Genomic DNA, 14540 nt, shown 5'->3' with positions numbered 1-14540 from the left:
TTTACTCTGTTTCTGCTGCGGCGCGCTGCGTGATGATCACAAAGGCCACGCCGTAGTCTGCTTCGTCGCTGACACTGACTTGCGCATCCAGGCGGTGCTGGCGCATGAACGCTTCCAGTTCGCCGCTGCACACCATGCCAGGCTTGCCGGATGCTGCGGTCACCAGCTGCGCGCTGCGCCACGCCATGGGCATGACCATGCCCAGGCCGAGCGCCTTGGAAAACGCTTCCTTGGCTGAAAAGCGCGTGGCCAGGAAGCGCACCCCGCGCACGTCATTGCGCTCGCGCCGGGCATGGAACTGGGCCAGTTCGTCAGGCCCCAGGATTTTTTCGGCAAACCGATCGCCCCCGCGCGCGAGGGCTGCCTCGATGCGCGCGATCTGGACGATGTCGGTGCCGATCCCGTAAATCATGCAGTGCGGGCCAGCGACACGCCAAGACGCGCCGCCGTCATGATGGCTTTCATCTCGCGCACCGCATTATCCCAGCCTGCGAAAATCGCGTGCGCCACGATGGCGTGGCCGATGTTCAGTTCACGAATGTCGGCAATGGCGGCAATGGCCTGCACGTTGGTGTAGTGCAGGCCGTGGCCGGCATTGACCACCAGGCCCTTTTCAACGCCAAAGCGGGCGCCGGCCCTGATGCGTTCGAGCTCGAACGCCAGCTCGTCGCCGTGGGCTTCGGCGTAGCGCCCCGTATGCAGTTCGATCACGGGGGCTTTCAGGTCAGCGGCGGCGGCGATCTGGCGCTCGTCGGCATCAATGAACAAGCTGACGCGAATGCCCTCGCCCTGCAGCTGCCTGACGGCCTTCTCGACCTGGTTGAAGTAGCGGATCACGTCGAGCCCGCCCTCGGTGGTCACTTCCTCGCGCCGCTCCGGCACCAGGCACACGTCCTGGGGACGAATGGCGCAGGCGAAATCGATCATCTCCTGCGTCACGGCCGCTTCCAGGTTCATACGCGTGGCCAGCTGCGGGCGCAGGGCCACCACGTCGGCATCCTTGATGTGGCGGCGGTCTTCGCGCAGGTGCAGCGTAATGACGTCGGCGCCGGCCTGTTCGGCCATCAGGGCCGCGCGGATCGGGTCCGGGTACACCGTGCCGCGCGCGTTGCGCAGCGTGGCCACGTGGTCGATATTGACGCCCAGGTCGATGACCGGGCCGGATGGTTGCAGAAAGCTCATGGCGCTCTTTTCGTAAAGGTTATAACTGCAGCAGGTCGATCAGGATCTGGCGAGTGTTCAGCGGCGCGCCGCCCAGGTGGTGCGCCAGCAAAAAGCGCATCAGCTGCTTGCTCTGGGCCTGGGTGGCGGGGTCGGCGTAGTCTTCGCGCTCCATGTCGAGCAGGGTTTTGCCGCTCACCACCGGCCAGGTATCGGCCGCCTGCACCGGGCGCGCACCGCGTTCCGGGTCCACCACGTAGTCCGCCGCCGGCAGCACGCGCGCGCGGGTCGCGGTGCAGCGGGTCAGGTCGGCCGCCACCCCCGTCTCCTTAAGTAAGGCTCTTTCGAATTTTCGCAAGACGATGGGTGCAGGTTCATTGTGCGCCAGCTGGTTCAAGGTCGAGACATAGTGGTCGAACAGGGCGGGATGGGGATCGTCGCGCGCCAGCAGCTTGACCAGCAGCTCGTTAAGGTAAAAGCCGCACAGGAGCGCGGTTTTTTCCAGGGGCAGCATGCCGCCCACCCATTCGGCGTCAATCATGGTGCGCAGTTCGGCCTTGCCGCTCCACGCCGCCTGCAGCGGCTGGAAAGTCTGCAGCACGCCGCGCAGCTTGGAATGCGGGCGCTTGGCGCCCTTGGCCACCAGACCGATGCGGCCATGGTCGCGCGTGAACATGTCCACGATCAGGCTGGTTTCCTTGTAGGGATAGCTGTGCAGCACAAAGGCGGGCTGGCCGCTCACGCGCCCGGCGCCGGCGGCCGGGCTGCGCACGGGGCGCGCGCGCTTGCCGGCGGCCGGGCCTGGCGCCACGCCGGCCGCCGGCGCCGCGTCGGGCGCGGCGACAGCAGTCGCGTCGGCGTCAGTGGCGGGCATGTGGGGCGTGGCCGGTCCCGGCGTGCCTATTCGTAGCCGTAGGCGCGCAGCCCGGCTTCGTTGTCGGCCCAGCCGGACTTAACCTTGACCCAGATTTCCAGGTACACGGGGCCGCCAAACAGTTTTTCCATGTCCAGGCGCGACTGGGTGGACACCTCTTTCAGGCGCGCGCCCTTGTTGCCGATGACCATGGACTTATGGGTGTCGCGTTCGACCAGGATGGCGGCAAAAATGCGGCGCAGGTCGCCTTCCTGCTCGAACTGTTCGATCAGGACCGTGCTGGTGTAGGGCAATTCATCGCCCACCAGGCGGAACAGCTTTTCGCGCACGATTTCCGACGCCAGGAATTTTTCGCTGCGGTCGGTGATGTCGTCCGGGCCAAAGATGGCCTCGTTCTCGGGCAGGAAGCGCTTGATTTCCTCCTGCAGGGCATCGAGCTGGAAGCGCAGCTTGGCCGACACCGGTACGATGGCGGCAAAGTTGTGCTTGGCCGCAACCTGCTGGGCAAACGGCATGAGGGCCGCCTTGTCCTTGACGCGGTCGGATTTGTTAATGACGAGCATGACCGGTACATCCTTAGGCAGCAGGTCCACCACCTGCTGGTCGGCCGGGCCGAACGTACCGGCCTCGACCAGGAACAGGATCACGTCGGCCGAGATCAGGGTGTTGGTGACGGTCTTGTTGAGCGTCTTGTTCAGGGCATTGGAATGACGGGTCTGGAAACCAGGCGTGTCGACGTAAATGAACTGGGCGTCGGGCAAGGTCTGGATGCCGGTAATGCGGTGGCGCGTGGTCTGCGCCTTGCGCGAGGTGATCGACACCTTGGCGCCGATGAGCTGGTTCATCAGGGTCGACTTGCCGACATTCGGGCGGCCGACAATGGCAATGTAGCCACAACGGAAGGGATCTTGGGGAGCTGGGCTGTTCATGCTGACTTCGTTTCTGTAAGTTTGGGCGCCTTGGCTTCTGCCGGCTTGGCCGCGACGGTCACCGGGACCGGTGACTGGCTGTCGGCTTCATCGGCCAGTGGCGGGCCGCCCTGGATGGTGGCGATGCCGGCCAGCTTGAGCTGGGCGGCGCGCGGCTTGGTCTTGCGGGCGGCGGCCGGGGTCTTGGCCATGGCTTGCTGGGCCACTTCCAGGGCCAGCTTGGCGGCGGCCTGCTCGCCGGCGCGGCGGCTGCCCCCGCGGCCGTAGACCTGGATGCCAAGCTTGGGCACCAGGCATTCAATTTCAAATTCCTGGCTGTGCGCGGCGCCATGCGTGGCCACCACGTTGTAGGTCGGCAGCGAGATTTTCTTACTCTGCAAAAATTCCTGCAGCAGGGTCTTGGCATCCTTGCCCAGGGTGCGCGGGTCCACCGAGTCGAGGATGGGAATGTAAAAGGCGCGGATCACGTCGCGCGCGGCATCGAAGCCGGCGTCGAGGAAAATTGCGCCCAGCAAGGCTTCGAGGGTGTCGGCCAGGATCGAGGGGCGGCGGAAACCGCCCGACTTGAGCTCGCCCTCGCCCAGGCGCAAGAATTGCGACAGTTCCAGCTTCTGGGCAATTTCGTACAGCGATTGCTGCTTGACCAGGTTGGCGCGCAGGCGCGACAGGTCGCCTTCGTCGATGCTGGCGAAGCGTTCGTACAGCACCGATGCCACCACGCAGTTCAGAATCGAGTCGCCCAGAAATTCCAGGCGTTCGTTATGCAGACTGCTATGGCTGCGGTGCGTCAAGGCTTGCTGCAACAGGCCAGCATCCTGGAACGTGTACCCTAAGCGTGTCTGCAATAACTGTAGATTCATTGGTGGTGGGGAAGCCTTATTTTTTCTCGGGGTCCGCTTCTTCGCGGTCGGGAACGACACCGTCGGCGGCCGTGGTGGCAGCGTAGCGGATCACCAGCTTCACGTTCGTAAACAGCGGCACGACGGCATCGTAGTCAAACGACACTTCGGACTGGCCATCGACCTTCTCGATGATCAGGTCGCTCGACTTGATGGCGCGGATGTTGTTGATATCGGCAGCGCGCACGAATGCGCCCTTCATCTCGCTGGGGGTGCCATTGGTGGCCTTGGCAGCAGCAATGGCATCCTTGGCCGACAGGTACTCGGTATAGGTTGGCACCACTTTCATGGCCAGCACGGCCACGACAACGAGCACAGCCAGGACCACCAGCAGGCCGGACAGGGAAACACCGCGTTGGGCGTGCAGGGAGAGCTTGGAACCGTTCATGAGAATTTCCTTTAACTAGTCAATTCCGCCGATGCGCGTCGGATGACTGAAATTCATCCAAACAAAAAACGCTTTGCCAACAATGTTCTTGTCGGGAACGAATCCCCAGTAACGGCTGTCGGCGCTGTCATCGCGGTTATCGCCCATCATAAAGTAATTGCCAGGAGGTACGATACAGGTAAATTTCTCCACGCCATATTCACAGGCCTGTTTGTTGAGAAATTCCTCCACTTGCTCGTCATTGACAGGGCGCGCGGACTCGCGGTTCAGGATGCGGTGCGGCTTGCCGCCCAGGTTTTCGACAAACTGCTTGTCGTACATGACCGTATCATTATGCAAATAATCGTCGAGTTGCGTGTACGCAACCAATTTGCCATTGACGGTGAGACGCTTGTTTTCATAGGTGATTTTATCACCCGGCACGCCGATCACCCGCTTGATGTAATCCTGGCTCAAATCCTTGGGGTATTTGAACACCATGACGTCGCCCCGCTGCGGATCATTGATCTCGATGATCTTCTTGTTAATGATGGGCAGGCGAATGCCATAGGTGAACTTGTTGACAAGGATGAGGTCGCCGATCACGAGGGTCGGGATCATCGACCCGGAGGGAATCTTGAACGGCTCGTACAGGAAGGAGCGCAGGCAAAACACGAGGGCGATGACGGGGAAGAAGCTGCCGGAATACTCGATCCAGGTAGGCTGGCGCAGGTGGCGCATTTCCAGTTCGGCGCGGGCATTGCTGTTGCTGTCGGGCTTGACGCCGTCAGCGACGAGCTTGGCCACGCGCGCATCGTATTCGGCCAGGGCGGCATCGGCGGCGCGGCGGCGCTGCTTGGCCAGAACGAACACATCGAAGCACCAGATGATGCCCGTTACCACCATCAAGACAAACAGGATCAGGGCAAAATTACTGAGAATTACTTGAAAGCTCATTTATCGTCCACTTGTAAGATTGCCAGGAATGCCTCTTGCGGGATTTCCACCGAACCCACCTGCTTCATGCGCTTCTTGCCGGCCTTTTGCTTTTCCAGCAGTTTCTTCTTGCGGCTGATGTCGCCGCCGTAGCACTTGGCCAGCACGTTCTTGCGCAGTGCCTTGACGTTTTCACGCGAAATCACATTGCTGCCGATGGCAGCCTGGATGGCAACGTCAAACATCTGGCGCGGAATCAGTTCACGCATCTTGGCCGCCACCTGGCGCCCGCGGAACTGGCTGTTGGCGCGGTGCACGATGATGGCCAGGGCATCGACCTTTTCGCTGTTGATCAGCATGTCGACCTTGACCACGTCCGATGCGCGGTATTCCTTGAACTCGTAATCCATCGAGGCATAGCCGCGCGAGGTGGACTTGAGCTTGTCAAAGAAGTCGAGCACGATTTCAGCCATCGGCATTTCGTAGATCAGCTTGACCTGGCGCCCGTGGTAGCTCATGTCCATCTGGATACCGCGCTTGCCGATGCACAGGGTAATGACCGAACCCACGTATTCCTGCGGCATGTACAGGTTGACGGTCACGATCGGCTCGCGTACTTCCTCGATCTTGGACGGGTCCGGCATCTTGGACGGATTGTCCACGCGCACCATGCTGCCGTCGCGCATGATCACTTCGTACACCACGGTCGGCGCCGTGGTGATGAGGTCCATGTCGAATTCGCGCTCCAGGCGCTCTTGCACGATTTCCATGTGCAGCAAGCCCAGGAAGCCGCAGCGAAAACCAAATCCCAGCGCCTGCGACACTTCCGGCTCGTACATCAGGGCCGCGTCGTTGAGCTTGAGCTTTTCAAGCGAGTCGCGCAGGGCATCGTACTGGTGCGAATCGACGGGGAACAGGCCGGCAAACACTTGTGGCTGCACTTCCTTGAAGCCCGGCAGGGGCGCGGCGGCCGGCTTGGCGGCATGGGTGACGGTGTCGCCCACCTTGGCCGCCTTCAATTCCTTGATACCGGCAATGACAAAGCCCACCTGGCCGGCGGAAATCTGCGGCAAGGACTGCGACTTGGGGCTGAACACGCCCACGCTCTCGACGAGCTGCACCGATTCGGTGGCCATCAGCTGGATCTTTTCCTTCGGTTTCAAAGTGCCGTTCATCACGCGCACCAGCATCACCACGCCCACGTAGTTGTCGAACCAGGAGTCGACGATGAGCGCCTGCAGCGGCGCGTCCGGGTCGCCCTTGGGCGGCGGCACGCGGGCAATCAGGGATTCGAGCACGTCTTCCACGCCCAGGCCGCTCTTGGCCGAGCATTTGACGGCGTCGGCCGCGTCAATGCCGATCACGTCTTCGATTTCGGCAATCGCGTTGGCGGGGTCTGCGTGCGGCAGGTCAATCTTGTTTAGCACCGGCACCACTTCCACGCCCAGGTCGAGCGCCGTGTAGCAATTGGCCACCGTCTGCGCTTCCACGCCCTGGGAAGCATCGACCACCAGCAGCGCGCCTTCACAGGCCGAGAGCGAGCGCGACACTTCATAGCTGAAGTCGACGTGGCCCGGGGTATCGATCAGGTTCAGATTGTAGACAATGCCATCCTTGGCCTTGTAATGCAGGGCCGCCGTCTGGGCCTTGATGGTAATGCCGCGTTCGCGCTCCAGATCCATCGAATCGAGCACCTGGGCTTCCATGTCGCGGTCGGACAGGCCGCCGCAGATCTGGATGATACGGTCGGCCAGGGTCGATTTGCCGTGATCGATGTGGGCGATGATGGAGAAGTTACGTATGTTGTTCATTAATGCAATTCAAAGCCAAAAAGGAGGGACGACGCCGGCCGGACGTGTCGGTGCGACCAGAGAGCGACAAAAAAGCGCTCCCAGGGGGATGGCATCCCCAGGCGAGCGCCTTGTCGTGCAAGAACTGTGTGGGTGACAGGAGCTTTTTCGACCCCGCATTTTACCGGATTTCAGGGTAGAAAGCCCGGTTTATGCGCAGCCTGGGTCGAATATTGCTAAATTGACACAGGCTGGGCCGCCAGGTAGGCGCGCACCGCCCCTTCGTCCAGGAAGTAGTGGCACAGCTCCGGCTGGTCGAGCCGGCCGTACAGCACCGGCACCAGTTCGTCAAAGCGCGCCACCAGGGCCGGGTCGGCGTCGACATCGATGACCTCGACCGCGAAGCGTTGCTGCTCGGTCTGCAGGGCCAGCAGGGCGGCGAGCATGTCATCGCACAGATGGCACCAGGCGCGCGAATACAGCGTGAAGGGAAGTGTCTGCATCACTGGCGCGGACGGATCACGACAAACTGCGTGGTCTCGCCCCGGCGCACCAGCAGCGCCGCGCTGCGTTTGGGATCTAGCCTGGCCACCATGGCATTGAACTGGCGCGCATCCTTTACTTCGACATTATTGAGCTGCAAGATCATGTCGCCGGCACGCAAGCCCGCGCGGGCGGCCGCCCCTTCGCTGCTGTCCACCACCACCCCGCCCTGGCCACGGGTCTCGGCTTTCTGGGCGGCGCTCATGTCCGACACCACCAGGCCCATGGCATTGGGCGCCTGCTCGGGCTTGGGTTTCTTTGGCACCACGGCGCGCTTGCCCGTGTCTTCTTCCAGCGCCACGATGGTCAGGGGGATCTGCTGCTCGCTGCCCTTGCGCCAGACGGTCACTTGCGCGCGGCTGCCCACGGGCGCCGCCGCGACCAGACGCGGCAGGTCGCTGGCGCGCTCCACGCTCACGCCGTTGAACTGGAGGATGATGTCGCCCACCTTGATGCCGCCTTTTTCGGCCGGCCCGCCCGCCTCCACGCGCGCCACTTCCACGCCGCGTGCCCGGCCCAGGCCCAGCGATTCGGCCACTTCCTTGCTCACTTCGCCAATTTCCACGCCAATACGCCCGCGCGTGACCTTGCCGCTCTTTTTGAGCTGGTCCGACACGCGCATGACTTCGTCGATCGGGACGGCAAACGAAATGCCGTTGTAGGCGCCGGACAAGGTGGCAATCTGGGAATTGATGCCAATGACTTCACCACGCATATTGATCAGGGGACCGCCCGAGTTGCCCGGGTTGACCGCCACATCGCTCTGGATCAGGGGCAGGAATTCACCGGTATCGCGTGACTTGGCCGAAATGATGCCGGCCGTGACGGTGTTGTCGAGGTTAAAGGGTGAGCCGATGGCAATGACCCACTCGCCCACCCGTATGCGGTTGGGGTCGCCAATGGTCAGGTGCGGCAGGCCGGTGGTATCGAGCTTGAGCAGCGCCACGTCGGAGCGCTTGTCGGCGCCCAGCACCTTGGCCTTGAATTCGCGGCGGTCGGTCAGGGTGACGATGACATCGTCCGCGCCTTCGACCACGTGGGCATTGGTGAGCACATAGCCGTCACCGGAAATAATGAAACCCGAGCCCACGCCGCGCTGGATCTGGTCCGGGCCGCCGCGCCGCGGGCGCGGCGCGGAGCGGGGAATCTGGCCGCCAAAGAAGCGGCGCAGCAATTCCTGCATTTCCTCATCTGGTCCGCCGCCGGGACCGGCGCCCTGGCGGATCTTTTCGGTGGTGCGGATATTGACCACGGCCGGCCCCACCTTGTCGATCAGGTCGGTAAAGTCAGGCAAGCCCGTCACCAGGGGCCGGGCGGCAGGCGCGGGCGCGGCGGGCGGCGCGGCCACCTGGGCCACGGCGGTGCTGACTGTACTTCCCAGGGCAGCGGCAAGCATGATGGCGGAAACACGGGCAAATACGCAGTGACGGCCGGCGAAAATGGTCATGGTCATGGAGTCCGAGGTGGAGGGTTTGTCTTGGCGATATGGTAAGCCAAATCGGCAGGACGTGGAAAGCGGCACACGCACGCCGCGCGGACGGACCGGGGGGCGGCCCTTGGCGGGCGGCAGACAGCAGGCGGACAGCAGGCAGGAGGAAGGATGAGGCAGGCAGGCAGGAAGGCGGACGCGGCCGAAAAGGTCACGCAGGCGTGCGACCGTCCCCGCGGGGCCGGGAACGGGCGCCGGCCGGCGTCAGGAAACGCTGATGATGGCAGGCTTGGTGTGGGACACGGCCACGCCTTCCGGGCCGGCCTCGCAGGCCATGGCCGGCTCGCCCTGCCCGGCCGGCATCAGGTGCACCGACGGGCCGCCGGGGCGTGCTTCGCCCTGGACCCTGGGGTTGCGGCGCAGCGGCAAGGGTTCCTCGGCCAGGCGCGCCGCCAGCTTGCTGGCGAAACTGTCGGACAGTTCCGGCGTGGCCTGGGCACGCAACACGTCACCGATACGGTGGTACAGATGCCAGGCCTGGCGCCCGTCTTCTGTCTGCATGGCCGCCATGGCCAGCTCCAGATCGGTGCTGCAAAGGGCGCCGTCGGAGAGGGCGGAAATGTGCTCGCGGATTTTCTTGTGCGTGTCCATCGGAATTTTCCTGCTGGGTAAGTGACCAAAACTAACCGAGTATTACGATCATCGCTACACTTACCGTCGCTTGTCAACCGGTAAATCGAGAAGCGGCCTCAACTTTTCGGCAATGACTTCGCGCGCCCGGAAAATGCGGCTGCGCACGGTACCGATGGGGCAAGCCATGACTTCGGAAATTTCTTCGTAGCTCAAACCTTCAATTTCGCGCAGGACGATTGCCGTACGTAATTCCAGCGGCAAGGCTTCCATTGCTGCATTGACTGTAAACGCGATCTGCTTGCTGGCCAACATGGACTCCGGTGTGTTGATATCTCGCAAACTGTCCGCATCGTCAAACCCTTCGGCGCGCTCCGCATCAGCCTCTGTCGAGGTCGGCGTGCGCCTGCCCTGCGTGACGAGAAAATTCTTTGCCGTATTGATTCCTATGCGGTATAACCACGTATAAAACGCGGAATCTCCTCGAAAATGCCTCAAGGCACGATACGCCTTGATAAAGGTTTCCTGTACTACGTCTTCGGCCTCGGCCGGATCATGCACCAGGCGTGATACCAGCCGCATCAACCTGCGCTGGTACTTGCCGACCAACAGGTCGAATGCCTGGAGCTCACCAGCCTGGACGCGCTCAACCAGCAGTTGATCACACTCGCGTTCTGTCGTCACTGACAATGCCCTCTTGGCTGCCGCCGCGGGCACTCCTATGTCTATAGAGTTGGCCCGTTGCAATAAGTTCAAAAAATTTTGTTATTCTCGAAAAATTTATTGTCCCGTCCGGCAATCATCCTGACGGCGATGGCAATCCGGCGGAACTCGTCGGCTGTCACGCTGTCTGGCAGGATGATGAGCACTGCATTCCTGCCCGCCCGTTCACGCTGCGCGTCTTCCCGGCCCAGGCGCAGCACCAGCAGGCGCGCCCACAGGGTCGAACCAGGCAGCAGCACCAGCGCCTCCCCGCCATCTGCCGCCGCAAGCTTCCGTTGTACCGAAAGGCGCATCTCACCGAGTCCAGATATATCAAGGACCCGCGCATTTGGAAGCGTGTACACGGCGCGCGCGGCCAGCACGGCCGTGCCGAGGCAGGCCGCGCCAATTGCGCCGGAACCGGAAAACGCGATGGCCATCCACAGCACAGAGCCACCAGCAAACGCCATCCCAAGGGCGAACGCCGTCAACGCCAGACGCAACAGGCGCGACGGATGAATGACGGCGTTGACCGCAATGAGCATGCAGCACCAGGACAGGACAGGAAGAGCCGCAATTGCAGGAACTGCTCACTACATGGGCGCGCCAACATGCACGCGAATGACGATGGCGCGATCACGCCGGCGTGTCCCCGGGAGGGATGCGTGGCATGATCGGCGGCCAAAAGAAATCGGCGCCCAATCCTTTGACAGGATGGGGCGCCGATGGTTCAGCTGAAATACTGCTTTTTTTGTAGCGGCTAGAACTTGCCGAATACCAGCGAGCCGTTGGTACCGCCGAACCCGAACGAGTTCTTGACAGCGATATCGATTTTCATGTCGCGCGCCGTGTTGGCGCAGAAGTCGAGGTCGCAGGCCGGGTCCTGGTTGAAGATATTGATGGTCGGCGGCGACACCTGGTGGTGCATGGCCAGTACCGTGAATACCGCCTCCAGTCCGCCCGCCCCGCCCAGCAGGTGGCCGGTCATGGACTTGGTGGAATTGACGACCAGCTTGTGGGCATGCTCGCCAAACGTCATCTTCAGGCCCATCACTTCGGCCACGTCGCCCAGGGGCGTCGAGGTACCGTGCGCATTCACATACTGCACCTGGTCCGGATTGATTTCGGCGTTGGCCAGGGCAGCTTTCATGCAGCGGCTGGCACCGGCGCCGTCTTCCACGGGCGAGGTCATGTGATAGGCATCGGCGCTCATGCCGAACCCGAGCAGCTCGGCGTAGATCTTTGCGCCGCGCGCCTTGGCGTGCTCGTACTCTTCCAGCACCATGACACCGGCGCCTTCACCGAGCACGAAACCGTCGCGGTCGCGGTCCCAGGGACGCGAGGCCGTGGCCGGATCGTCATTGCGCGCCGACAAAGCGCGGGCGGCAGCGAAACCACCCAGGCCCAGGGGCGAAATGGTCGCTTCGGCACCGCCGGCGATCATGACGTCGGCGTCGCCATATTCAATCAGGCGGCCGGCCGCGCCAATGCTGTGCAGGCCGGTGGTGCAGGCCGTGACGATGGCAAGGTTGGGACCGCGCATGCCGTACTTGATCGACAAATTCCCGGAGATCATGTTGATGATCGAGGCCGGCACGAAGAAGGGCGAAATGCGGCGCGCGCCACGCTTGGTGAATTCTTCCTTGGTTTCCTCGATCAGCGGCAAGCCGCCGATGCCGGAACCGATGATCACGCCAATGCGGTCGGCGTTTTCTTCGGTGACCGCCAGGCCGCAATCCTGCCAGGCCTGGATTCCGGCGGCCATGCCGAAATGGATGAAGGTATCCATATGGCGAGCATCCTTGCCGGGCAGGTACTGCTCGACATTGAAGCCCTTGACCTCGCCCGCGATATGGGTCGAGAACGGGGATGGATCAAATTTGGTGATGCTGGTGATGCCCGACTTGCCGGCCAGTGCCGCGCTCCACGCATCGGCAATCGTGTTGCCAATTGGTGAAACGCAGCCCAGGCCGGTAACAACGACACGACGGTTGCGTGAACGACTCAAGCGATTCTCCCGAAACAACTAAAACTTAGGCCTTGACGTGCGCGGTCGCGTAGTCGATAGCCTGCTTCACGGTCGTGATCTTCTCGGCTTGCTCGTCAGGGATTTCCATTTCGAATTCGTCTTCCAGTGCCATCACCAGTTCGACGGTGTCGAGGGAATCGGCGCCGAGGTCGTCAACGAACGAGGACTCGATTTTGATGTCGACTTCTGCAACACCCAGCTGCTCAGCGACGATTTTTTTAACGCGTTGTTCGATATCCGACATGTTATGGCTCCATTGTGTGTGTTACGGAAAGTGCGCGCATTTTATCAGGTTTGCGCGTTGAAAAACTAATTTCGGCTTCTGTTTGAAATTCCACCGAACGTGCTGCTAACTCATTTCAATTCAATCAATCACACCCACCCGCAAGGCGCCACGGGGCAGCCGCGGATGACTATTCTGACACTTAATTCATGTACATGCCGCCGTTGACGTGCAAGGTGGTGCCGGTGATGTAGGCAGCCTGGGGACCGGCCAGGAAGGCCACCGCATGGGCAATGTCTTGCGGCGCACCGAGGCGGCCCAGCGGGATCTGCGTCAAGAGGGCACTGTGCTGGTCCGCACTGAGCGCTTTTGTCATGTCGGTATCGATGAAACCGGGGGCGATGCAGTTGACGGTGATGTTGCGGCTGCCGATCTCGCGCGCCAGCGCCCGGCTCATGCCGGCCACGCCGGCCTTGGCGGCCGCATAGTTCATCTGGCCCGGATTGCCGGCCGAGCCGACCACCGAAGTAATGTTGATGATGCGGCCGTGCTTGGCCTTCATCATGCCGCGCAGGACGGCGCGCGACAGGCGGCCCACGGCGGTCAGGTTGGTGGCAATCACGCTGTCCCACTCCTCATCCTTCATGCGCATGGCCAGCTGGTCCTGGGTAATGCCCGCATTGTTGACCAGGATCGAGAGGCTGCCGCAGGTTTTTTGCACCTCGTCAATGACGGCGCTGCAGTTGGCCGCATCCGTCACGTTCAGTACCACGCCCTTGCCGCCAAATTCTGCCAGATAGGCGCTGATGGCGGCGGCGCCGGACTCGGAGGTTGCGGTACCCACCACGGTGGCGCCCTGGCGTGCCAGTTCCAGCGCGATGGCTTGGCCAATGCCGCGCGAGGCGCCGGTCACGAGTGCCACTTGCTTGTCGAGATTCATGCTGATCCTTATTATGAGTTTGCTGTATGGGCCTGGATTTACGCGCCTGCCTGCGGCGCCTGGACGCTGGCCAGTACCCGCTCCAGGGCGGCCTGGTCCACCAGTGCTTCGCCCACCAGGCCCGCATCGATGCGCTTGGCCATGCCGATGAGCACCTTGCTCGGTGCGCTTTCAATGATCTGGGTGATGCCGCCTGCGGCCAGCTTCTGCATGGTTTCCACCCAGCGCACCGCGCCGGCTGCCTGGCGCGCCAGGGCATCCTTGATGGCTGCCGGATCGTTAACAATAGCCACGTCAACGTTGTTGATCAAGTCGATTTGCGGCGCGCCAAAGGGCAGCTCCTGCATGTACTGGCGCAACCGTTCGCCGGCCGGCAGCAGCAGCGAGGAGTGAAATGGCGCCGACACGGCCAGTTTCATGGCGCGCTTGGCGCCTTTTTCCTTGGCCAGGACGCAGGCGCGCTCGACGGCATCGGTATGGCCGGCGATGACGATCTGGGTCGGCTCGTTGAAGTTGACGGCTTCCACCACGCTGCCGGCCTGTTCGGCCGCGGCGGCGGCGCACACGGCGCGCACCTCGTCGGCGCCCAGGCCCAGCACCACGGCCATGCCGCCCTGCCCGACCGGCACCGCTTCCTGCATCACCTGGGCCCGAAAACGCACCAGCGGCACGGCATCCTTGAACGCGATCACGCCGGCTGCCACCAGGGCGGCATATTCGCCCACGCTGTGGCCGGCCACCACGGACGGGACCGGGCCACCGGCGGCCAGCCAGGCCCGGTACACGGCCACGGACGCGGTCAGCATCACGGGCTGGGTGTTGGTGGTCAGGTCCAGCTCTTCCTTGGGGCCTTCCGCCATCAGCTTGCCCAGGTCGAGACCAAGGGCTTCGCTGGCCTCGCGCACGGTCTGCTCCACCACGCGATTGCCGGCGAAACCATTGAGCATGCCGACGGCCTGCGAACCCTGGCCGGGGAATACGAATGCGAAATTACTCATCCTGAGAATTACTCCAAAATAGGTGATCGGTCACGGCGATCGGTCACGCCGCCGGCAACCGGGGTGGAATACTAGTTCTAATCGGCGGCG

The 14540-nt window shown here is 62.5% G+C and carries 17 protein-coding genes; all 17 read right to left on the bottom strand.

From position 1 onward, the window contains the following. Position 1: 1 nt before the first annotated feature. Complete coding sequence (acpS, locus tag KY495_RS17800; protein ID WP_219880697.1) at positions 2–412, bottom strand: holo-ACP synthase; 411 nt, start codon at positions 410–412, stop codon at positions 2–4. After that, a complete protein-coding gene (gene pdxJ / locus KY495_RS17795; RefSeq protein WP_219880696.1) occupies positions 409–1182 on the bottom strand; it encodes a pyridoxine 5'-phosphate synthase in 774 nt (257 codons plus the stop codon). Before pdxJ ends, acpS begins: the two co-directional genes overlap by 4 nt. Positions 1183–1201: 19 nt before the next feature. Further along, on the bottom strand, positions 1202–2035 hold the full coding sequence (gene recO, locus KY495_RS17790) for a DNA repair protein RecO (protein WP_219880695.1): 834 nt from the start codon (positions 2033–2035) through the stop codon (positions 1202–1204). A gap of 26 nt (positions 2036–2061) precedes the next feature. Beyond that, positions 2062–2964 (bottom strand): GTPase Era, encoded by a 903-nt coding sequence (gene era, locus KY495_RS17785; protein WP_219880694.1) that lies wholly within the window; start codon positions 2962–2964, stop codon positions 2062–2064. Beyond that, entirely contained in the window at positions 2961–3824 is an 864-nt protein-coding gene (gene rnc / locus KY495_RS17780; RefSeq protein ID WP_229518349.1) for a ribonuclease III, read from the bottom strand. Before rnc ends, era begins: the two co-directional genes overlap by 4 nt. A 16-nt stretch (positions 3825–3840) precedes the next feature. Beyond that, complete coding sequence (locus KY495_RS17775) at positions 3841–4251, bottom strand: DUF4845 domain-containing protein (protein WP_219880693.1); 411 nt, start codon at positions 4249–4251, stop codon at positions 3841–3843. Positions 4252–4266: 15 nt separating this feature from the next. Continuing rightward, entirely contained in the window at positions 4267–5187 is a 921-nt protein-coding gene (gene lepB / locus KY495_RS17770; protein WP_219880692.1) for a signal peptidase I, read from the bottom strand. Then, positions 5184–6977: a translation elongation factor 4 gene (gene lepA / locus KY495_RS17765; RefSeq protein ID WP_219880691.1), complete on the bottom strand. Its 1794-nt coding sequence runs from the start codon at positions 6975–6977 to the stop codon at positions 5184–5186. Before lepA ends, lepB begins: the two co-directional genes overlap by 4 nt. A gap of 215 nt (positions 6978–7192) precedes the next feature. Next, positions 7193–7459 carry a glutaredoxin family protein gene (locus KY495_RS17760; protein WP_219880690.1) on the bottom strand — a complete coding sequence of 89 codons (267 nt, stop codon included), beginning with the start codon at positions 7457–7459 and terminating at the stop codon, positions 7193–7195. Beyond that, positions 7459–8946 carry a Do family serine endopeptidase gene (locus tag KY495_RS17755; protein WP_229518348.1) on the bottom strand — a complete coding sequence of 496 codons (1488 nt, stop codon included), beginning with the start codon at positions 8944–8946 and terminating at the stop codon, positions 7459–7461. The genes KY495_RS17760 and KY495_RS17755 overlap by 1 nt, the downstream gene beginning before the upstream one ends. A 246-nt stretch (positions 8947–9192) precedes the next feature. Next, positions 9193–9579: a sigma-E factor negative regulatory protein gene (locus tag KY495_RS17750; protein ID WP_219880689.1), complete on the bottom strand. Its 387-nt coding sequence runs from the start codon at positions 9577–9579 to the stop codon at positions 9193–9195. Between the two features lie 60 nt (positions 9580–9639). Then, a complete protein-coding gene (rpoE, locus tag KY495_RS17745; RefSeq protein ID WP_219880688.1) occupies positions 9640–10242 on the bottom strand; it encodes an RNA polymerase sigma factor RpoE in 603 nt (200 codons plus the stop codon). Between the two features lie 68 nt (positions 10243–10310). Continuing rightward, on the bottom strand, positions 10311–10805 hold the full coding sequence (locus tag KY495_RS17740; RefSeq protein ID WP_219880687.1) for a hypothetical protein: 495 nt from the start codon (positions 10803–10805) through the stop codon (positions 10311–10313). A 215-nt stretch (positions 10806–11020) separates the two neighbouring features. Then, a complete protein-coding gene (gene fabF, locus KY495_RS17735; protein ID WP_219880686.1) occupies positions 11021–12268 on the bottom strand; it encodes a beta-ketoacyl-ACP synthase II in 1248 nt (415 codons plus the stop codon). A gap of 25 nt (positions 12269–12293) precedes the next feature. Further along, on the bottom strand, positions 12294–12533 hold the full coding sequence (gene acpP, locus KY495_RS17730; protein ID WP_018059410.1) for an acyl carrier protein: 240 nt from the start codon (positions 12531–12533) through the stop codon (positions 12294–12296). A gap of 181 nt (positions 12534–12714) precedes the next feature. Continuing rightward, positions 12715–13452 (bottom strand): 3-oxoacyl-ACP reductase FabG, encoded by a 738-nt coding sequence (gene fabG, locus KY495_RS17725; protein WP_219880685.1) that lies wholly within the window; start codon positions 13450–13452, stop codon positions 12715–12717. Positions 13453–13490: 38 nt separating this feature from the next. Further along, positions 13491–14450, bottom strand: coding sequence for an ACP S-malonyltransferase (gene fabD, locus KY495_RS17720; RefSeq protein WP_219880684.1), 960 nt, complete (start codon positions 14448–14450; stop codon positions 13491–13493). Positions 14451–14540: the final 90 nt, after the last annotated feature.

The organism is Massilia sp. PAMC28688, assembly GCF_019443445.1.
Classification (GTDB): Bacteria; Pseudomonadota; Gammaproteobacteria; order Burkholderiales; family Burkholderiaceae_D; genus Telluria_A.
The sequence above is the reverse complement of the archived record's forward strand: the minus strand, read 5'-3'. Positions and strand labels throughout refer to the sequence as shown.

What these genes read in the sequence shown, in the direction of transcription:
- acpP (WP_018059410.1), bottom strand. Translation starts at nt 12,533, where the DNA reads ATGTCGGATATCGAACAACGCGTTAAAAAAATCGTCGCTGAGCAGCTG.
- fabD (WP_219880684.1), bottom strand. Translation starts at nt 14,450, where the DNA reads ATGAGTAATTTCGCATTCGTATTCCCCGGCCAGGGTTCGCAGGCCGTC.
- lepA (WP_219880691.1), bottom strand. Translation starts at nt 6,977, where the DNA reads ATGAACAACATACGTAACTTCTCCATCATCGCCCACATCGATCACGGC.
- recO (WP_219880695.1), bottom strand. Translation starts at nt 2,035, where the DNA reads ATGCCCGCCACTGACGCCGACGCGACTGCTGTCGCCGCGCCCGACGCG.
- KY495_RS17740 (WP_219880687.1), bottom strand. Translation starts at nt 10,805, where the DNA reads ATGCTCATTGCGGTCAACGCCGTCATTCATCCGTCGCGCCTGTTGCGT.
- era (WP_219880694.1), bottom strand. Translation starts at nt 2,964, where the DNA reads ATGAACAGCCCAGCTCCCCAAGATCCCTTCCGTTGTGGCTACATTGCC.
- KY495_RS17760 (WP_219880690.1), bottom strand. Translation starts at nt 7,459, where the DNA reads ATGCAGACACTTCCCTTCACGCTGTATTCGCGCGCCTGGTGCCATCTG.
- KY495_RS17750 (WP_219880689.1), bottom strand. Translation starts at nt 9,579, where the DNA reads ATGGACACGCACAAGAAAATCCGCGAGCACATTTCCGCCCTCTCCGAC.
- KY495_RS17755 (WP_229518348.1), bottom strand. Translation starts at nt 8,946, where the DNA reads ATGACCATTTTCGCCGGCCGTCACTGCGTATTTGCCCGTGTTTCCGCC.
- acpS (WP_219880697.1), bottom strand. Translation starts at nt 412, where the DNA reads ATGATTTACGGGATCGGCACCGACATCGTCCAGATCGCGCGCATCGAG.
- pdxJ (WP_219880696.1), bottom strand. Translation starts at nt 1,182, where the DNA reads ATGAGCTTTCTGCAACCATCCGGCCCGGTCATCGACCTGGGCGTCAAT.
- fabG (WP_219880685.1), bottom strand. Translation starts at nt 13,452, where the DNA reads ATGAATCTCGACAAGCAAGTGGCACTCGTGACCGGCGCCTCGCGCGGC.
- lepB (WP_219880692.1), bottom strand. Translation starts at nt 5,187, where the DNA reads ATGAGCTTTCAAGTAATTCTCAGTAATTTTGCCCTGATCCTGTTTGTC.
- KY495_RS17775 (WP_219880693.1), bottom strand. Translation starts at nt 4,251, where the DNA reads ATGAACGGTTCCAAGCTCTCCCTGCACGCCCAACGCGGTGTTTCCCTG.
- rnc (WP_229518349.1), bottom strand. Translation starts at nt 3,824, where the DNA reads ATGAATCTACAGTTATTGCAGACACGCTTAGGGTACACGTTCCAGGAT.